Origin of the sequence: Micromonospora sp. NPDC049049 (genome assembly GCF_040649115.1) — a bacterium.
Lineage (GTDB): Bacteria > Actinomycetota > Actinomycetes > Mycobacteriales > Micromonosporaceae > Micromonospora.
The window spans coordinates 1-17,884 of record NZ_JBEZEX010000056.1 but is presented as its reverse complement, the minus strand read 5'-3'; the positions used below and the strand labels follow the sequence as shown (position 1 = coordinate 17,884).

At 73.6% G+C, this 17,884-nt stretch carries 19 protein-coding genes; 12 read left to right on the top strand and 7 right to left on the bottom strand.

What is annotated here, in order from left to right; genetic code table 11:
• The first annotated feature begins 152 nt into the window (after window positions 1–152).
• The 5 genes from AB0B68_RS31605 (at window position 153) to AB0B68_RS31585 (ending at window position 5,611) form a co-directional block, all read left to right on the top strand.
• Window positions 153–419, top strand: a complete 267-nt coding sequence (locus AB0B68_RS31605; protein WP_357197547.1) for a hypothetical protein — start codon at window positions 153–155, stop codon at window positions 417–419.
• Between the two features lie 41 nt (window positions 420–460).
• Complete coding sequence (locus tag AB0B68_RS31600; protein ID WP_357264631.1) at window positions 461–2,800, top strand: tetratricopeptide repeat protein; 2,340 nt, start codon at window positions 461–463, stop codon at window positions 2,798–2,800.
• A gap of 40 nt (window positions 2,801–2,840) precedes the next feature.
• A complete protein-coding gene (locus tag AB0B68_RS31595; protein WP_112602474.1) occupies window positions 2,841–3,464 on the top strand; it encodes an ABC transporter ATP-binding protein in 624 nt (207 codons plus the stop codon).
• Complete coding sequence (locus AB0B68_RS31590) at window positions 3,461–4,882, top strand: DUF6297 family protein (protein ID WP_357264628.1); 1,422 nt, start codon at window positions 3,461–3,463, stop codon at window positions 4,880–4,882. The genes AB0B68_RS31595 and AB0B68_RS31590 overlap by 4 nt, the downstream gene beginning before the upstream one ends.
• 150 nt (window positions 4,883–5,032) lie before the next feature.
• Window positions 5,033–5,611 carry a dihydrofolate reductase family protein gene (locus AB0B68_RS31585; protein ID WP_357197556.1) on the top strand — a complete coding sequence of 193 codons (579 nt, stop codon included), beginning with the start codon at window positions 5,033–5,035 and terminating at the stop codon, window positions 5,609–5,611.
• On the opposite strand, the gene AB0B68_RS31580 is transcribed toward AB0B68_RS31585, so the two are convergent.
• Both AB0B68_RS31580 and AB0B68_RS31575 read right to left on the bottom strand, forming a co-directional pair.
• Window positions 5,593–6,303 (bottom strand): helix-turn-helix domain-containing protein, encoded by a 711-nt coding sequence (locus tag AB0B68_RS31580; protein ID WP_357197558.1) that lies wholly within the window; start codon window positions 6,301–6,303, stop codon window positions 5,593–5,595. The two genes, AB0B68_RS31585 and AB0B68_RS31580, sit on opposite strands and share 19 nt — an antisense overlap.
• 24 nt (window positions 6,304–6,327) lie before the next feature.
• Entirely contained in the window at window positions 6,328–7,800 is a 1,473-nt protein-coding gene (locus AB0B68_RS31575) for a PLP-dependent aminotransferase family protein (RefSeq protein WP_357264625.1), read from the bottom strand.
• A 62-nt stretch (window positions 7,801–7,862) separates the two neighbouring features.
• On the opposite strand from AB0B68_RS31575, the gene AB0B68_RS31570 reads away from it, so the two are divergent.
• Window positions 7,863–8,474, top strand: a complete 612-nt coding sequence (locus tag AB0B68_RS31570; protein WP_357224614.1) for a LysE family translocator — start codon at window positions 7,863–7,865, stop codon at window positions 8,472–8,474.
• Between the two features lie 7 nt (window positions 8,475–8,481).
• Complete coding sequence (locus tag AB0B68_RS31565) at window positions 8,482–9,222, top strand: phenylalanine--tRNA ligase beta subunit-related protein (RefSeq protein WP_357197566.1); 741 nt, start codon at window positions 8,482–8,484, stop codon at window positions 9,220–9,222.
• On the opposite strand, the gene AB0B68_RS31560 is transcribed toward AB0B68_RS31565, so the two are convergent.
• Together AB0B68_RS31560 and AB0B68_RS31555 are read right to left on the bottom strand one after the other, a co-directional pair.
• On the bottom strand, window positions 9,195–9,797 hold the full coding sequence (locus tag AB0B68_RS31560) for an MBL fold metallo-hydrolase (protein ID WP_357264622.1): 603 nt from the start codon (window positions 9,795–9,797) through the stop codon (window positions 9,195–9,197). The two genes, AB0B68_RS31565 and AB0B68_RS31560, sit on opposite strands and share 28 nt — an antisense overlap.
• Before the next feature lie 55 nt (window positions 9,798–9,852).
• The gene (locus AB0B68_RS31555; protein WP_357264619.1) at window positions 9,853–10,461 is read right to left on the bottom strand and encodes a hypothetical protein; all 609 of its coding nucleotides are present in this window, start codon (window positions 10,459–10,461) and stop codon (window positions 9,853–9,855) included.
• A gap of 43 nt (window positions 10,462–10,504) precedes the next feature.
• Here AB0B68_RS31555 and AB0B68_RS31550 point away from each other — a divergent pair, with 43 nt between their 5' ends.
• The 3 genes from AB0B68_RS31550 (at window position 10,505) to AB0B68_RS31540 (ending at window position 12,901) form a co-directional block, all read left to right on the top strand.
• On the top strand, window positions 10,505–11,632 hold the full coding sequence (locus AB0B68_RS31550; RefSeq protein WP_357264616.1) for a DUF5919 domain-containing protein: 1,128 nt from the start codon (window positions 10,505–10,507) through the stop codon (window positions 11,630–11,632).
• Window positions 11,633–11,704: 72 nt separating this feature from the next.
• Window positions 11,705–12,592, top strand: a complete 888-nt coding sequence (locus AB0B68_RS31545; protein ID WP_357264613.1) for a pentapeptide repeat-containing protein — start codon at window positions 11,705–11,707, stop codon at window positions 12,590–12,592.
• A gap of 72 nt (window positions 12,593–12,664) precedes the next feature.
• Window positions 12,665–12,901, top strand: coding sequence for a preprotein translocase YidC (locus tag AB0B68_RS31540; RefSeq protein ID WP_357264610.1), 237 nt, complete (start codon window positions 12,665–12,667; stop codon window positions 12,899–12,901).
• Window positions 12,902–12,908: 7 nt separating this feature from the next.
• Here AB0B68_RS31540 and rnhA read toward each other — a convergent pair whose 3' ends face one another.
• Genes rnhA through AB0B68_RS31525 form a run of 3 tightly spaced genes read right to left on the bottom strand, consistent with a single transcriptional unit; the run spans window position 12,909 to window position 15,997 of the window.
• Complete coding sequence (rnhA, locus tag AB0B68_RS31535) at window positions 12,909–13,382, bottom strand: ribonuclease HI (RefSeq protein WP_091406604.1); 474 nt, start codon at window positions 13,380–13,382, stop codon at window positions 12,909–12,911.
• Between the two features lie 10 nt (window positions 13,383–13,392).
• The gene (locus AB0B68_RS31530) at window positions 13,393–14,673 is read right to left on the bottom strand and encodes a lycopene cyclase family protein (protein ID WP_357264607.1); all 1,281 of its coding nucleotides are present in this window, start codon (window positions 14,671–14,673) and stop codon (window positions 13,393–13,395) included.
• Between the two features lie 55 nt (window positions 14,674–14,728).
• Entirely contained in the window at window positions 14,729–15,997 is a 1,269-nt protein-coding gene (locus tag AB0B68_RS31525) for an MFS transporter (RefSeq protein WP_357264604.1), read from the bottom strand.
• A 144-nt stretch (window positions 15,998–16,141) separates the two neighbouring features.
• Between AB0B68_RS31525 and AB0B68_RS31520 the strand changes: the two genes are divergently transcribed.
• Both AB0B68_RS31520 and AB0B68_RS31515 read left to right on the top strand, forming a co-directional pair.
• Window positions 16,142–16,981, top strand: coding sequence for a metalloregulator ArsR/SmtB family transcription factor (locus AB0B68_RS31520; RefSeq protein ID WP_357264601.1), 840 nt, complete (start codon window positions 16,142–16,144; stop codon window positions 16,979–16,981).
• A 310-nt stretch (window positions 16,982–17,291) separates the two neighbouring features.
• Window positions 17,292–17,777, top strand: a complete 486-nt coding sequence (locus AB0B68_RS31515; protein ID WP_091406610.1) for a hypothetical protein — start codon at window positions 17,292–17,294, stop codon at window positions 17,775–17,777.
• Window positions 17,778–17,884: the final 107 nt, after the last annotated feature.

Here is a 17,884-nt window from a genome sequence, read left to right as displayed (position 1 = left end):
GGGGCCGCCCCGGGGGTGTTGTGTTTACCCCCGGGGGGGGGGGGTGGGGGGTGGGGGGGGGGTGCGCCCCCCCCCGCCCCCCCCCCGGGGGGGGGCCCCCCCCCCCCCACGCCCGGTTGGGCGGGCGTCGGTGGTGGCACACACTGCGCCGGTTGGCCCGGCACAACCTGTCGGCGGTGGTGGCGGTGTCCGTGCTGGAGTTCGTCCAGGTCTGGAACGACCTGGTGGTGGGGCGGCTGTTCAGCGCGTCGGGGTCCTCGCCGCTCGGGCCGTTCCTGGCCGAGCAGACCCGCAGTTTCGTGAGCAACAGTGGCGCGCTGGCCGCCAGCTCGGTGCTCGCCTCGGTGCTGCCGGTCGTGCTGGTGGTCCTCTCGCGGCGGCACCTGGTCGCCGGGCTCGTCTCCGGGGGCGTGCGGTGACCGGGCCGGGTGGTGCGCGCGGCGGCTCACGCTGGCCGGCGTTGATCGCGATCGGCGGCGTGGTCGGCAGCGTCCTCGCCAACGTGGCCAGCAACCTGGCCGGCAATGTCCTCTCCGAGCTGGCGGCCAGCGTGCTCGGGCCGGTGACCATCGTCCTGGCCTCCGGCGGCGTCGTCGGTTACGTGGTGTACGAGGTACGCCGCCGCCGGACCGGCCGGGAGGTCGACCCCGAGCCGACGGAGGTGCTCACCACCCCTGCCGCCGGGGCGCCCAACCTGCCCTACACGGCCGAGTTCACCGGTCGCGAGGAGCACGTCGACGCCCTGGTCGGTCTGCTCGCCCGGGAGCACGCGGTAGCGGTGCTGGGCCGGCGTGCGGTGGGCACCTCCGCGTGCGCTGTGCAGGCCGCCAACGAGTGCCGGGAGGAGTTCCCCGACGGTCAGTACTACCTGGACCTGCGGCGGCGCGGCCGACCCCGCTCGGCCCGGCAGGTGCTCACCGCGCTGGCCCGGATCCTGGGCACCGCCCCGCCGACCTCCGGCCGGCCGGACGCGCTCGCCGCCGCCGCCGACGCGCTGCGCGGTCAGCTCGACGGTCGCAAGATCGTGCTGGTGCTGGACAACGTCGACCGTCCCGACCAGGTGCGGCCTCTGTTGCCGCCCACCGCGCGCACCTGCCGCCTGTTGCTCGCCGGTGGTCCGGCGCTGGTTGGTCTGGAGGGTGTGGTCGCGCACTGGATCGCCGAACCGGGCACGTCCGAGGCGGTGGAGCTGTTCGCGACGGCGGGTGGGGCCGCGCCCGCCGCCCGGGTCCGTCGCGCCGACCCACGCACCGACCCGGCGGTACGCGAGATCGTCGACCTGTGCGGGCGGCAACCGCGTACCGTCCGGGCGCTCGGTTACCGCACCGCTCAGCACGGCTGGCGGCACTCCGACGTGCTGGACGCGCTGCGCCGCGCGGTGCAGACGCCACCGCACCAGCGGCTCGCCGTCTCACCGGCGGCCCGCCTGGTCACCGAACGGGACATCGCGTACCGGGTGTTGCCCCGCCAGGCCCGACGGTTGTACCGGCTGATGTCGCTGGTCCCCGCCCCGGTGGACCGGCCCACCATCGCCGCGCTGGCCGGACGACACCCCGAGCTGGTGACCGCACTGCTCGACCGGTTGGCCGCGGCGGCGTTCGTGGTCGGCGCGCCCGGCGACCGGTACGAGATCCGCCCCCTGCTGGCCGGCAGCGCCCGGCTGCACCTGCGGGACGCGGATCCGGTCCGGGCCCGGGTCGCCGCGCAGGCCCGGCTGACCCGGCACCTGGCCCGTCGGGCCGAACGGCACGCGGCCAACCTGGCGGTGCTCGGCTCCTCACCCGACCGGGAGTGGTCGCTGCCGTTGGACGACGACCCGTACGGCTGGTTCGACCTGCACCAGGAGCTGCTGCTGGCGGTGGTGCGGGTGCCGGCCGGCGCGAAGGAGACCCTGCCCCGGCGGGTGCGCCGGTGGTGGTTCCGGTTGGCGGTGGCGCTGTGCGGGTGGCTGGCGTACGCCGAGCGGCTCGACGAGTGGGAGCAGGTCTGCCGCACCGTGCTGGCCACCCCGACCGCCGACGACCGTCCGGAGATCGCCGGGTGGGCGCACAACGAGCTGGGGGTGCTGCGTCGACGCCGGCACGACCCGCAGGGGGCGGCGGCGGCGCTCACCCTCGCGGTCAACGAGCGGGGGCGGCGGGGCAACGCCCAGGCGCGGATGAACCTCGGTCTGGCCCTGCTCGACCTGGGGCAGCTCGACGACGCGGTGGAGCACCTGGAGATGTCGCGCCGACACCGCTCCGGCGCCGACCGGGCCGGGCACGCCCTCACCGAGCTGGGCCTGGGCGCCGCCCAACTGGCCCGGGGCGAACCGGACACCGCGCACCACCACCTGGTGCGGGCGGCCAACACGTTCCGGTCGGTGGGTGACGCGCGCGGGTACGCGGCGGCCCTGACGAACCTGGTGCTGGTGCACGCGGCGCTCGGCGAGCACCTGGACGCCGCTCAGGCGTGGCGGGCCGCACTGCGCGAATACGAGTCGGTCAACGACCCGACCAGCCGGGCGACGGCGCTGCTCAACGCCGGGGCGACCCTGCTGAGCAGCACCCCGGGGCAGGCGCGCACGGCGTACGAGCTGCTGGTCGAGAGCCGCCGGCTGCGCGAGGAGACCCGGCCGACAGCCGGGCTGGCGCGTACCCTGCTCTACCTGGGTGACGCCTGCTCCGCGCTGGGCGACCAGACCGACGCGCGGCGGCACTGGGCGGACGCGGCGGCCGTGGCCGAGGAGGTCGCCGACGCCCAGGGGCTGGCCGCCGCCGACGCCCGACTGGACAACGACGCCGACAGCCGGGTGACGTAGGTCGCTCGGGTTGGTCGGTGGTGTGGCTCTGGGAGACTCTGTGATCGTGGACGCGCTCTCGGTACGGGGACTCAGTCGCAACTTCGGCAACCTGGTCGTGCTCGACGAGGTGAGCTTCACGCTCCCGGCGGGCCGGATCGCGGTGGTGCTGGGCCCGAACGGCAGCGGCAAGACGACCCTGCTGCGGTGCGTCGTCGGCGCTGACCGGCCGGACGCGGGTGAGGTGCTGGTGCAGGGCCGCCGGGCCGACGAGACCGATCCTCAGGTGCGGGCGCTGGTGGCCGCCGCCCTGGACGACATCGACTTCTTCCCCGACCTGTCGGTGGTCGAGCACCTGGAGCTGGTCGCGTACGCCCACGGGGGTGACGCCGAGCCGGTCGAGGAGGTCCTCGCCGAGCTGGGTCTGGAGCCGGCCCGCGACCAGCTGCCGGTGACGCTGTCCAGCGGGCAGCGCCGCCGGCTGGCGCTGGCGTCCTGTTTCGTCCGGCCCCGCCGGGTGCTGATCCTGGACGAGCCCGAGCAGCGACTCGACGTCCGCGGGCGACAGTGGCTCGCCGACCGACTCCTGCGGGAACGGGCGGCGGGCACTGCCGTGCTGTTGGCCTCGCACGACCCGGAGCTGATCGACGCGGTGGTCGACGAGCGCATCGAGATCGGCAAGTGACCGCCGCGCCGGCCACGATCGCCGACACGCCGGTCGGGGTGCCGACCGCCCGGCAGGTGCGAACGCACCTACGCAAGGCACGCAGCCGGCACCACGACCATTCCCTCGGTGACGTGCTCGGCGACGCGTACGTCATGGTCCTGTTCGTGGGCATGTACGGCTGGTTCGCGATCAGCGCCAGCCGCGACCTGCTGGACTCCCCCTCCGTGGGTCAGGCCGAGCCGGGCGTGCGGTGGTGGCTGGCGGTCGCCGCGCTGCTGGCGGGCGCGGGGCTGGCCTGGCGTGGTCTGCGCGCGCTCGGCCCGCTGCTGGTCACGCCGGCGACGCAGAGCTGGGCGACCAGCGCGCCGATCGACCGACGGGCCTGGTTGGCGCCCCGTTTCGTCCTGTTGCTGCTGGGCTCGGCGGCCGGCACCGCTGCGCTCGGCGTGGCGGTGGCGGCGCTCGGTGGGGTCAGCGAACCGTCCGCCCTGGGCTGGGCGGCGGCGGCCGGCGCGGGGTGGGGCGCGGCCGCGCTGGCGCTCAGCGTCGTCGCCCAGGGCAGTCGGTCGGGGCGGCGCTGGCCGACGGTGATCGGGGCGGTGCCGATGGTGGCGGCGGCCGTGATCACCGCCCTGGTGGTGCTCGTCGGTCGCCTCGGCGACGGGCTGTCCCGGCCGGCGACGACGCCGACCGTCGCGTTGTTCGCCGCCGCGGTGCCGCTCGTGGGCGTGGGCGTGATCCTGGCGGTACGCGCGCTACCCCGGGTAGACCGGGCCACCCTGACCACCGGCGCGCAGTTCGCCAACGCCGCCGCCACGGCCACGATCCTGCTGGATCCGAGCCTGCTCGCTGGGCTGGTGGAGAGCCGCCGCTGGCGCCGGATCGGCCGGGTCCGCAGCCGCCGGTTCCGGCCCGGCCCCGGCTGGTGGGCGCTGTTGCAGGCCGACGTACGCCGGTTGCGCCGCCACCCGAGCGCCGTGCTGATCTGGGCGGCGCTGATCGGGGTGCAGTACGCTGCCGCGCTCGCCCTGCCCGGGTTGGCCGGTGCCGCGCAGGTGGTGTTCGCGTACCTCGCCGCCAATCGGCTGACCGGCGGTCTGCGGTCGGTCAGTCGCTCACCCGGGCTGCGCCGGGCGCTCGGTGGCAGCGACAACCTGCTGCGTGGGATCCACGTGGTGGTGCCGGCTGTCGGCGCGGGTGTGTGGTGGTTGCTGACCCTGCCGACCGTCGACCCGGGGCCGGCCTGGCTGGCGCCGACGCTGGCGCTGGGGGTGGTGGCCGCCGCGTTCCGGGCCGGCACCCGCCCGCCGATCGACTACGGCGGCGCGACGGTCAACACACCGTTCGGGATGGTCCCGGTCGACCTGATGCGTCAGGGGTCACGGGGGCCGGCCCTGCTCGCCGTGCTGGTCCTCGTCCAGCTGTTCCTGGGCTGAGGATCCGCCCGGTCGTTCCGGGGCCTGATGACGGCACCAGGCGATCCGGCGGCGCGTTCGGACCGGCTGTCGCTTCCGTCCAAGACAGCGCCACGTCAGCGATCTAGCGTGTACACGGCAGCTCGCTTCCAAGCCTGAGGAGACAACACGATGCGCGACCTGGTCTACACCGGTTTCATGTCGCTCGACGGCGTCGTCGACTCGCCCGGCGGCGGGCCGGGTGAGGAGCACCGCAGCGGCGGTTGGGTGTTCAAGGACCTCGAGTTCGTCCCGGAGGCCTGGTCGCTGAAGGGCGAGGAGCTCGCCGACACGACGGCGTTGATGTTCGGCCGCCGCAGCTACGAGGCGTTCGCGCGGGTCTGGCCCGGTTCGGAGGACCACGCCGACTACAAGGAGCTGCCCAAGTACGTGGTGTCGAGCACGCTGTCCGACGACGCGCTCGTCGACGGGTGGGGGCCGACCACGATCCTGCGCTCGACCGGGGACATCGCCGCGCTCAAGCAGGATGAGGGCGGAGCGATCTTCATCCACGGCAGCGCGGAGCTGGCCCGGCGGCTGTCCGATGAGGGGCTGATCGACCGGTACAACCTGCTCGTCTTCCCCGTGCTGCTCGGTGCCGGCAAGGGCCTGTTCGGCCGCGCCGACCGCGACAAGCACATGCTGACGCTGCGGGAGTCGGAGAGCTACCCGAACGGGATCCTCAAGGTGATCTACGACGTCAAGCGCTGATCCAGGTCGAGGGCGATGGCGCCGCCAGTGCCCTCGCGTAGCTGGCGAACGGTACGTCCGAGGTAGCGGCGCAGTGCCCTGGCCAGGTGCGGCTCGTCGAAGTAGTCGAGCTTGGCGACCACGTCGGCGGCCGCGTCTCCGCAAGCCAGCAGCTCCGCCGACGCGCGGGCCCGCTCGATCTGCCGGACCGCGCCGCGCGTCAGCCCGGTCGCGGCGCGGAACCGGCGTTCGACGGTACGCGCCGAGACGACCGGCCCGCGGCCCCGCAGCAGCTCGGCGACGAGCGGGTCACGGACCACGGTCCCGGCCCGGACGAGGCTGTCGACCAAGGCTTCCGCGTCGTCGGGGCCGGGCGTCTCCCAGCGAGCGCCGTCCAGCCGGAACGTCCGGCGCGTGGTGTCGGGGAGCTCGATGCCGCCGTCGACCAGCGTCGGCGTGGGCACGGCCCGCAACGAGGTGCCCACGGCGAACTCGATGCCGGTGAAGGTCGCGCCGTGCGGCACCGGCGCCGTGCCAGTGCGGGTCTCGGGACCGGTGATGCTCGCGTACGCCCGGCCAGCCTGCTCCCAGAACACCAGGCCCCAGCGCACCCCCGCCACGGACGTCATCGCGGTGACCTGCTCGCTCGTGCAGGTCCACACGGTGTCGACCCATGGCGAGTCGGACCCGCGCGTCTCGAAGCGCAGTCCCACTGGCGAAGGATACGCCGGATGGTCCTAGCCGGAGCCGAGCGCGGCGGCGACGGCGGCGACGCCGGCCTCGATCTCGGTGGGAGTACGGGCCGCGTAGCCGAGCACGAGGCCGGGCCGGTACGGCCGCTGGCAGTGCCAGGACAGCGGTTGCACCTTCACCCCGAGTGCCAGCGTCGCCGCCGCCCACTCGGTGTCGACGACGGTGTCGTCCAGCGTGATCATCAGGTGCAGCCCGGCGGCGGCGCCGTGCACTGTCGCCGACGGCAACGCGCGGGCCAGGGCGGCGATCATGGCGTCCCGCCGACGGATGTGTCGCCGGCGCAGCAGCCGCAGATGCCGCTCGAAGGCGCCGGAGGTCATCAACTCCGCCAGCACCAGTTGCGGTAGCACGGCGTTGCCCAGGTCGGCGTTGCGCTTGGCGGCCACCACTGCCTCGCGCAGCCGCGCCGGCACGAGCAGCCAGCCGACCCGCAGGGCGGGGGCGAGCAGTTTGGACACGCTGCCGGCGTAGCAGACCTGCTCGGGCAGCAGGCCCCGCAGCGCCGGCACCGGAGGACGGTCGTAGCGGTGCTCGGCGTCGTAGTCGTCCTCGATGATCAATCCGCCGGCCCGCGCCCAGGCGACGAGTTGGCGGCGGCGGTCTCCGTCGAGCACCACGCCGGTCGGGAACTGGTGTGCGGGGGTGAGCATCACCGCCGGTACGCCGCTGGCTGTCAACTCGTCGACCCGCAGCCCGGCGTCGTCGACGCTGATCGGCGGGGTGTCCATCCGCCAGTTGTTCAAGTGCTGGCGTACCCCGAGCGACCCCGGGTCCTCGACGGCGATCCGGGCGACGCCGGCAGCGGCGAGCGCCTGGGCGAGCAGCCCGAGCGCCTGGGAGACGCCGGCCACGATGATCACCTCGGCGGGGTCGACGCTGATGCCGCGGTTGCGGGCCAGCCAGGCGGCGACGGCCTGTCGCAGCACGGGCGTGCCACAGGGGTCTCCGTAGCCGAGGTCGGCCGCGGCGAGGCGGCGCAGCACACTCCGTTCGGCACGCAGCCAGTCCGCGCGGGGAAAGGCGGCCAGATCGGGTACGCCGGGCGTCAGGTCGATTGACGCGTGCGCCGCGCGTAACGCCTCGAAGATGTCGGTGCCCGGTGCCGGCGGAAAGGTCGTGACCGGTGCCGGCGCGGCGGTCGCTGTGGGTGTGGGCGCGACCGGCGCGGCGACGACGACAGTGCCGGCCCGGCCCCGGCCGGCGATGTGCCCCTCCTCGGTCAGGCGCTGATACGCCTCGGTGACCACGCCCCGGGAGACACCGAGGTCGGCGGCGAGCACCCGGGTCGGAGGCAGCCGGTCACCGACCGGCACCCGCCCCTCGGCGATGGCCTGCCGCAGCCGGTCGGTCAGCCAGTCGGCGCGCCCGCCCGGCGTCGCGTCGGTGATGGTCAGGTGCAGGAAGTCGGAGCCGGCCGATATGGACCTCTCGGACGCAGTCGGTTTGGCTCTGCCCATCGGACCATTGTGGCAGCAGAGTGAGGAGGAGCCAGACCTGCCGACTCCGCCGGAGGACGATCGTGACCATCCCGTTCCTGATCACCACGCTGATCGTGGTGGTCACCCCCGGCACCGGGGTGATCTTCACGCTCTCCGCCGGCCTGTCGCGGGGCGCGCGGGCCGGAGTGCTGGCCGCGTTCGCCTGCACGCTGGGAACGTTGCCGCACCTGCTGGCCGCGATGACCGGGCTGGCCGCGCTGATGCAGACCAGCGCCGTGGCGTTCGAGACCGTCCGCTACCTCGGCGTCGGCTACCTGCTCTACCTGGCCTGGTCCATGGCGCGCGACCGCGACGCCTTCGCAGTGACCACCGACGCCGCACCCCGCTCGGCGATCCGGGTGATCGTCTCCGGCGTGCTGGTCAACCTGCTCAACCCGAAGCCGACGATGTTCTTCGTCGCGTTCCTGCCGCAGTTCGTGGACACCACGGCACCCGGCTCGACCCGGGCGATGCTCGGCTGCGGCGCGGTGTTCATGTTGCTCACCATGGTGGTGTTCAGCGGCTACGGCATCTTCGCGGCCCGGGTACGCGACCGGGTGCTGACCCGCCCCCGGGTCACCGACTGGCTGCGTCGATCCGCCGCCGGCACCTTCGTCGCGCTCGGCGTGACCCTCGCCCTCACCGAACGATAGGAGCACAGTGCAGTTCGAACATTCTCCTCGGCTTCGCGACGCATACCCCGATCTGGTCGCCGGTGTGGTGCAGGTTGCTGGGATCACCGCCACCGCCGACGTGGCGGCACGCACGGCCGCCCATCTCGGCGAGGCGCGGCGGCGGTTGGCCGGTGGGGCCGAGAGCGGGTTCCCGGAGATCCAGGCGTGGCGGCGGGCGTACGCGGCGATGGGGCTGCGGCCCACCAAGTACCGGTGCGCCTCCGAGGCGCTGCTGCGTCGGCTGCGCCTCGACGGCGAACTGCCCCGGGTGCACCCGCTCGTCGATCTCTGCAACGCCGTCTCGGCCGCGTACGCCATCCCGGTCGCGGCGCTCGACCTGGACCGGGTCGACGGCGACCTGGTGGTCCGGCCGGCACACGGGGACGAGGCGTACCTGAGCTTCGCGGGCGACACCGAGCATCCCGAACCGGGCGAGGTGACCTTCGTCGACTCCGCCGGGCGGGCCCACGCCCGACGATGGACCAACCGGCAGAGCGGCTGGTCGGCCGTGCGGGCGGGCACCACGTCGGTGCTGATCGTCGCCGAGGCGCTGCACCCGGGCGGCGAGCCGGCCGTGACCCGGCTGGTCGCCGACCTCGTGACAGAGCTGACCGAGGTGTGGTCCGCCCCGACGACCGCCGCGGTGCTCACCGCCGCCGCGCCGCGTTTCCGCACCCCGGCGGCGGATGACGACCGGGGTCAGGCGGTCTCGCCGGGCAGCAGGTGACGGTAGCCGGGGATCGTCTCGGCGAACCAACCCGCGACACTGGCCAGACCGCGGTCGTTGAGCTGCGCGTCGTGGATCGGGTACGCCGCCGCCGCGCCCACGGCGCCGGCGAAGCGGATCGCCTCGTCCAGGCGCAGCCAGGACCCCTGGGCCGGGACGAGCAGGGTGCGCACCGGCTCGTCCGGCACGTGCAGGGCGTCGCCCGGGTGGTACAGCTCGTTGCCGATCAGGTAGCCGAGGTTCGGGCAGTCGGGCTGCCCCTCGTGGATCGCGGCATGCCGGCCGCCGTGCGCGCTGACCGGAATGCCGGCCGCCGTGAATCGCTCGCCCGCACGGACCCGGGTCACCGGTAGCGGGGCGAGATCCGGCAGTCGGGCGCCCTCCGGCGCGTACACGGGGACACCGAGACCGGCGAGCCGCAACACGTCAATGTGGTCGGTGTGCTCGTGGGTGACCAGGACGGCGTCCGCGCCGACCAGGGCCCGCGGCTCGCTCCACGTCCCCGGGTCGACGACCAGCACCCCACCGTCGTGCTCGACGCGTACACACGAGTGGGTGAACCGGGTGATCCGCATCAGCCGACCGTACGCCGCCGCGCTGGCGATCGACCTCAGTGGCACCGGCGGGCCGTCAGCGCATCCGTGCGGCCGACGCCCGGAGGATGTAGGCGAACTGCACACCGAACGCCACCACCGCGACCAGCACCCCGACCAGCACCGTCAAACCGGCCCCGGCACCGACGGTCGAGGCCAGCAGGGCGATGCCGAGCCCGCTCAGGACGGCGTTGACCGCGCCCACGAGTGCGGCCGTGGTCAGCAGGAACTCCCACCGCCCGGGACGCGTGCCGACCAGGTTCCACGCCGTGCTCATGGCGTCGTCGGCCGCCACCGCGTCGGCGAAGAAGTCGTGCTCGCCCGCGAGCTGATGGTGGTAGTAGGCCCGGATGCGCTGGATCCGCAACAGGTCCAACGAGTTCTCCACGGTGGTCTCCACCAGGCGCAGAAACGTCAGCACCCCGATGATGACCAGCGTCGGCAGCACCGCGGCCAGGTACGGCCGGACCAGCCTGTCGTTGCTGGCGACGAAGCCGAGGCCGATCAGCGCCGCCGACAGGACGGACAGGAAGATGGTGGCGCGACCGGTGGCCTCGGCGATGGTGCCGGCGCGGGACGTCTGCAACGCGTAGTGCTCGGTGGTCAGGACGGTGAGAAGCGCCTGCTCGCGTTCACTCTCGTCCATCCCGCCACCCTCCGTGGTCGCACGACTCCGTTACCGTCAGCCTATGAGCGGTGGATCGGGTCCGAGCGGCGAAATGCTCGGGTGGGCTGGTCGGGGCGGGCGGCAACGACGGGCCTTCGTCGTCGGTGGGGCACTCTTCGCGATCGCCGTCGTCATGCTGCTGGCCGCCTGGCGCAGCACCGGCTTCCTCAGCGACCTGCTGCTCAACCTCGGGGCCAGCGTGGTCCTCGCGGCCATCTCGTACGTCATCTTCGACCCGTTGTTCGAGGAGGCCCGCAAGGCGCGGGTGCAGGAGCACCTCAGCTTCGACCAGCAGGCGTTCGTGACACGGCTGCACCGCTCCGGGCGTCGGGTGCGCATCCTCGACACCTGGACGATCCTGCTGGAGCAACGGCACCGGGAGGAGACGCTGAGCGCGGTGCGAGCGGCGCTCGCCAACGGCGCCCAGGTGCAGTTGCTCCTGCTCGACCCCGACTGCACCGCCGCCCAGCAACGCTCCGAGGAGCTGGAACGGCAACGGGTGGACGTGCCCCGGCAGATCCGCACCAACCTGCGCCACCTGGCCTCGTTCGCCGACGCGCTCGACTCGCGGCTGCGCCACCGCCTTCAGGTCCGGCTCTACGACGCGTCTCCGTCGATCCAGCTCTACCAGTGGGACGGGCGGGCGCTGATCTCGTTCTTCCCGATCGGAAAGTTGTCGTTCAACGTGCCGCAGCTCGAGGTGGACATGGACAGCCCGTGGGGCGGGTTCGTGCACGCCCGGTTCGAGGAGCTGTGGGAGCACGAGCAGGCCACCCTCGACCTTGAGCGGTACTGGTCGGTCATGGTCACGCTGCGCCACGACGAGTCGGACGTGGTCGAGGTACGCGTGCCGTTCGTGACGGTGGACGGGCAGCACTACGTCGACTGCCGGGGGTTCCGGGTGACCGGGCCGCTGACGGTGCGAGCCGTGCTGCCGCCCCGCGCGCCCGGGGCGACGCCCGGCGTGTTCGCCCTGGCCGAGCCCGCCGACGGGGACCGCACCCCGGTCGCCGTCGTGAAACGGCACTTCGACCAGAAGTACGGGCACGACGACGGCGAGCGAGACGTCCGCCGGCTCGTGCCGCCACCGGGCGATGCCCGTACCCCGGCGCCCCGCACCGCGCCGGCCGGCGACACACACGCACGGTGACCCCCGACCGACCTCGGGGTTCGGCACAGGAAACAATGGTGGTCCACCCTGATCGCCAGGAGGACCGTCGGCGTGCCGCACCGCACCGCACCGCCGTCCGGGGCGGCGCAGCTGCGCGCCGACTGCGGACGCTGCTTCGGGCTGTGCTGCGTGGGGCCCGCCTTCGCCGCGTCGGCGGACTTCGCCATCGACAAGCCGGCCGGCTCGCCCTGCCCCAACCTGCGCCCCGACCACCGCTGCGGCATCCACACCGAGCTGCGGCAGCGTGGTTTTCCCGGCTGCACGGTGTTCGACTGCTTCGGGGCCGGGCAGCAGGTCGCCCAGGTGACCTTCGGCGGGCGGGACTGGCGGGACGCGCCGGAGACGTTGCCGGCGATGGCGGAGGCGTTCGCGGTGCTGCGACCGCTGCACGAGCTGCTCTGGTACCTCACCGAGGCGGTGGCGCTGCGCCCGCCGGCCGATCTGCGCGCCGAACTGGAACGCGCCCGCGCCGAAACGCTGACGCTCACCGAGGGTGACCCGGCGCAACTTCGCGCGGTGGACGTCACCGACCAACGGAACCGGGTCAACCCGCTGTTGTCCCGGGCCAGCGACGTGGCCCGCGCCCCCGGCGGCGCCGACCGGCGGGGCGCGCACCTGCTCGGGGTGGACCTGCGCCGCGTCGACCTCCGCCGGGCCAACCTGCGCGGGGCGCTGCTCATCGGCGCCGACCTGCGCGGAGCGGACCTCGGTCTGGCCGACGTCACCGGCGCGGACCTGCGCGGGGCCGACCTGCGGGGCGCGGACCTGCGGCGCACGCTCTTCCTGCACCAGACCCAGCTGGACGCCGCCCGAGGCGACACCCACACGGGCCTGCCACCGACGCTCACCCGGCCGACGCACTGGACGTCCCTGCCGCTCACCCCGATCCGTCAGCCCGCCCGGTCTCCCGCACCCGCCCGTCGGGGCCGGCGTCGCTGACCGCGAGGTTTCGGCCGGGACGACGCCGGGTAGCCAGCGCCGACGCGAACCGGCATCGACGGGGGGCACGGCGTGGGCTACCGAAAGCGCGACGGTGAGCTGCCGGGCGACCCGCAGCACAGTGAGGACGAAGCCGGCCAGGTGCCACTGGTGCAGGTCGAGGCGGACACCGAGGTCCCCGCACCGGCGGACACCGACGTCCGGCCGGACATCGTGACCGAGCCCGACAACTCGGGCCTCGCCGGTGGTTCATCCGGCAGCAGCGGCGGCGGTTCCAGCATGCCGGGGCACCCCGACGCGGCCCGCTGACCCGGGATCAGCGGCTGGTCAGCGCGCCCCGGGCCTCGGTCATGCCCTTGTTGGCGAGCCCGTCGGCCCGCTCGTTCTCCGGGTGGCCGTTGTGCCCCTTGACCCACAGCCAGGTGACCTCGTGCCGTTCGCAGGCCGCCTCCAGCCGCTGCCACAGGTCGGCGTTCTTCACCGGCTGCTTCGCGGCGGTCCGCCAACCGTTGCGCTTCCACGACGCCAGCCAACTGGTGATGCCGTTGCGCACGTACGTGCTGTCGGTGTGCAGCTCCACGGTGACCGGCCGGTTCAGGCTCTCCAACGCCTGGATGGCCGCCATCAGCTCCATCCGGTTGTTGGTGGTGGGCGTGGCCTCACCACCGCACAGCTCCCGCTCGTGATCGCCGTAGCGCAGCAGCGCACCCCAACCACCCGGACCGGGGTTGCCACTGCACGCCCCGTCGGTCCAGATCTGCACGCCCCTGCCGGCCGCCGCGTCCACCATGCCCGGCAACCTACCGGGAGCGGACGTCGTCCTCCCCGCTCGGGGGGCCGGCGCGCCGAGCCGTCGGCGTCGGACCCACCACCGCGGGTGGGATGGCCGGCGCCGGGCGGGTGGGGCGCAGCCGGTCGCGGACCCGGTCCGCGGCGTCGCCGGCGGTCGCGGCGATCATCGGCAAGAGCCGGGTCGAATTCATGATGGCGACCTCCTCGGCCGGAGTGGTGCCGCCGTCGAGGAAGCGCAGCACCCGCTCGGCCGGGTTGCGGTCGAAGAGCCGATCGAAGAAGTCAGGACCGCCCACCCCGCCCCGGTCCAGCGCGCGCAGCGCCACCGCGTCCATCCAGCGGTGCCGGCGCGGGTACGCCGGCTCGGGCACCGGCGCGCCGCCCGCGGCGAGGGCGCGGGCCACCTGGTCGGCCTGGCGGTACATGGCGGAGAAGGTGAAGCCGGTGGAGGGGCGGGTCGCGCCACCGGCCGTGCCGAGCCGGATCACGCGGGGAGTGGGCCGGGCGGGGAACGGCGCGTCGGTCATCGGGATCACCCCGTTCTCCACCTCGCGCACCCGCAGCCCGGTCGGGTCCAGTCCGAGCAGATCCCGGTAGCCGGCCAACGCCGCGTCGTACCCGGCGTCGGTGAGCAGGTCCGGCGAGAACTCGGTGTACTCGACCAGGGCGTAGCGGTCGCTCACCGGCAGCACGTACCCGAAGGAGACGCCCCGGGGCGGCTGCGGGGTACGGAAGTCCATCAGCACCGCACGGGTCGGGTCGAACACCGGCCGGTCAGCCTCCAGCCACCACCCCCGGAAGTGCTGCAACCAGGTGGTTCGCCCCGCGCGCGACGGCGGGCGGGGGCGCGAGTCGAGCACCCAGCCGGCCCGGACGCCGCGCCCGTCGCCGGTGCCCACCAGCACCCGGTCGCCGTCGTCACGCACCGTCTCGGCGGGCGCGACGATCCGAATGGCGTCGAGGCGACGCTCGGCGTCGGCAGCCCGGTCGTAGACCGGGCCGGAGCGGAGCATGGCGTACCGCAGCGGGGTGAGGTCCAGGACGCGGCGTCGCGCCGCCGTCGCCACCTCGACCTGCTGCCAGCTCGCGCTGAGCAACGGGTCCAGGTCGCCGTCGGGGTGGCCCCAGAACGCCCAGGTGCGGTCCTGACCGCGTCGGCGCACCGGGTCGACGATGGCGATCCGCAGATCCCGGACGCCGTGGCGGTCCAGTGCGGCGAGCAGCAACGAGGCGGCGCCGCCGCCACCGAGCAGCGCGAGGTCGACGTCGAGCGGCGCGGAGTCGGTCACCCCCACCACGCTGCCACACCGCTGCCCGGCACCACCGAATGGGCCGCCGCGGCGCTCAGGCCACCGGCGCGGGCGACTCGACCGGGGGCGGGTCGGCATAGGCGCGCGCGACCGCGGCGCGGTTGAAGACCCGCCAGGTGGCGGCGGAGACGCCGATCGCCACCACCAACCCGACCCAGTACGGCGCTGTGATGCCGAATCGGCTGGCCAGCAGCCCGCCCAGCAGTGCGCCCACGCAGTTGCCACCCGCCGCCACGAAGAGGTTCGTGCTGGCCACCCGACCCTGCAGGTTCGCTGGGGTGAGGCGTTGGCGCAGGGAGTTCGACACGATGTTCCACAGCCCGCCGTGCACGCCGAAGGCGAACAGCGCGAACCCGACCACGATGGTGCTGCGGGACGCGGCCAACGCCAGGTGCAGCCCCGCCTCGACGAGCAGGCCGATCCGGATCGTCCAGGTGGCGCTGATCCGGGCGATGATCCGGTCGCCGAGGAGGGCGCCGAGCACCCCACCGGTGGCCATGCAGGTGAAGAGCAGTCCGTAGCCGACGGATCCGAGGCCCAGCCGCTCGCCGGCGAGCAACACCAGCACCGCGAGCGCGGCGGTGAGGGTCACGTTGAGCAGACCGATCAGCAGGGCCATCGTGCGCAGCAGCCGCTGGTTGGCCAGCCAGCGCAGGCCTTCGACGATCTCGCCGCCCATCGAGCGGGTACGGCGTGCCTGCGTGTCGCCGACGGCGGCCCGGAAGTCCCCGCCGATCAGCGCCACCAGTACGGCGCTGAGGGCGTACGTGACGGCGTTGACCAGGAACGGGCTGCCCGCCGAGAGCGCGAACAGGAAGCCGCCGAGCGGGCCGGCGAGCATGCTGTGCATGAGAGTGGCGCCGCCGCTGAGCCATCCGTTGGCGCGCTCCAGGCGGTGCCGCGGCACCACTACCGGAACCATGGCCTGGCTCGCCGCGCGGAACACGATCTCACCGGTGTTGACCAGGAACAGCACCGCGAACAGCAGCACCACCCCGCCCTTGCCGCTGAGGATCGCCGTGGCCAGAACGGCGAGCGCGACCACCCGGACCAGGTCGATGACGATCATCAGGCGGCGCCGGTCCATCCGGTCCACCAGCACCCCGCCGGGCAGGGCGAAGAGCAGCCACGGCAGCCACGCCACGGCGGACGCTCCGGCGACCACGAGCGGGTCGTCGGTGCGCGACGCGACGAAGAGCGGCGCTGCGACGGTGGCCAGGCCGCTGCCCAGGGCCGAGAGGGTGCTCGCCGCCCAGAGTTTGGCGAACACCGGTCCCAGGCCAGCTCCCACATTCCGTGTCACGGCGAGCGAACCTACCAGCGTCTCTCCGGGCGGCACGGGGATTTATCCCTCCGGCAGAAGCCCGCCCGCGGCCAGGTTGACAGGCAACCCGGTAGTTGCCTAACTTGACAGGCAACCGAATGGTTGCCTGTTGTGGGAGGGTCGATGGACGACGCGTTCCGGGCGCTGGCCGACCCCAGCAGGCGTCGACTGCTGGACCGGCTCAACGAGCGCAACGGCCAGACCCTGCGGGAGCTGTGCGACGGGCTGGCCGGCACCCGACAGGCCGTCAGCAAGCACCTGTCGGTGCTGGAGGCGGCCAATCTCGTCACGACCATGCGGCGCGGCCGGGAGAAGCTGCACTACCTCAACGCCGCCCCGATCAACGCCATCGCCGACCGGTGGCTCAGCCGCTACGACCGCGAACGCGCCGCCACGCTGGCCGACCTGACCACCGCATTGGAGCGACAAGCCATGGAGAGCCCGACCTTCGTCTACACCACCTACGTGACCACCACCGCCCAGCGACTGTGGTCCGCGCTCACCGAACCGGCGTTCACCCGTCGCTACTGGGGTGGGGTCGCGCTGGTCTCGGACTGGCAGGTCGGGTCACCCGTGCTGTGGCAGGACGCACCGGACGGCGAGCCGCGCGACCTCGGCCAGCGGGTGCTCGTCGCCGAGCCGTACCGTCGCCTCTCCTACGGTTGGCACGGCTTCCAACCCGAGCACGCCGAGCACTTCGGCTGGTCCGACGAGGAGCTGGCCGCGCGGCTCGGTGAGCGCCGCTCGAAGGTGACCTTCGAGATCGAGCCGCACAGCGGGTCGACCGTCCGGCTGACCGTCATCCACGACGACTTCTCCCCCGACAGCGAGATGCACCGGGCGATCAGTGGCCAACTCGACGGCAGCGGCGGCTGGCCGGAGCTGCTGGCCAGCCTCAAGACCCTGCTGGAGACCGGCGAGCCGATGCCCGACCCGAGCCAGGCCCAGGCCCAGGCCCGCTGACCCGAGCGCGAATCACCTCGGCCAGGTGGTGCATTCCCGCCCTCTTCGGCAATACCTCGCCATCGGCCCAGCGGCGACAGCTCGGCCGGAGCAGACATCGATCGGAGCACCCGTGCCGGTCGGGGCGTCCGGGCCTTTCGGCAGCTCACCCCGCCTTCGGGTGGACACGTGACGGCAACGAGGATTTCTCATTTTCACCTGATCGAGGACCCAACCCACCTAGTGTTGGGCACACCGGTGCTAGTCACGGAGTTGGCCACCCGAACGACGTCCCACGCAGTCAGCGGACGAAAAGTGAGGGAAGACGCGTATGAAGGTCTCAACAGCACTCTGCTCGGCGGCGCTCGGCGTGGGCCTCGGCACGCTTCTGCTGCCAGGCGCCGCACTGGCCGACACCACTGTGTCACCGGCCACCACCCCGGTCGGTGGGACCGTCGTGCTCACCGCGACGACCTGCAACCCGAAGTCGGGTGACGCCCTCTTCCGGGTCACCGGGCCCAACCGCGACCAGAACGTCCGATCCACCACGGCCGCCGCCGGCGGCGGGCTGAGCGCCGAACTCTTCACCGCCGGATTCACCCTGGGCACGTACACGGTGGCGGCGACCTGCGGCGACGGCAGCTCGGCCGGCACCGCCACCTTCGCCGTCACCCCGATCGGCGGCGCGCCGGCCGGCTCCGGCGGCGACAACCGTGACACCGGCGCTCTCGCTGCCGGCGGCACGCTGCTCGGCACCGCCCTCGCCGGCGCGGTGATCCTGATCCGCCGGCGCCGTCCGGTGTCCACTGTCGCCTGATCGGCGACCGTTCCATCCCTGAGACGGGTGCCCGCGCCGGTGACACCGGCGCGCCTGTTCGAGCCCGTGCACGGCTCCGCACCCGACATCGCAGGGAAAGGTATCGC

Coding starts and splice junctions, on each gene's coding strand:
- AB0B68_RS31585 (WP_357197556.1), top strand. CDS start 5,033: ATGCGCGACCTGGTCTACACCGGTTTCATGTCGCTCGACGGCGTCGTC.
- AB0B68_RS31575 (WP_357264625.1), bottom strand. CDS start 7,800: ATGGGCAGAGCCAAACCGACTGCGTCCGAGAGGTCCATATCGGCCGGC.
- AB0B68_RS31560 (WP_357264622.1), bottom strand. CDS start 9,797: ATGCGGATCACCCGGTTCACCCACTCGTGTGTACGCGTCGAGCACGAC.
- AB0B68_RS31555 (WP_357264619.1), bottom strand. CDS start 10,461: ATGGACGAGAGTGAACGCGAGCAGGCGCTTCTCACCGTCCTGACCACC.
- AB0B68_RS31550 (WP_357264616.1), top strand. CDS start 10,505: ATGAGCGGTGGATCGGGTCCGAGCGGCGAAATGCTCGGGTGGGCTGGT.
- rnhA (WP_091406604.1), bottom strand. CDS start 13,382: ATGGTGGACGCGGCGGCCGGCAGGGGCGTGCAGATCTGGACCGACGGG.
- AB0B68_RS31520 (WP_357264601.1), top strand. CDS start 16,142: ATGGACGACGCGTTCCGGGCGCTGGCCGACCCCAGCAGGCGTCGACTG.
- AB0B68_RS31515 (WP_091406610.1), top strand. CDS start 17,292: ATGAAGGTCTCAACAGCACTCTGCTCGGCGGCGCTCGGCGTGGGCCTC.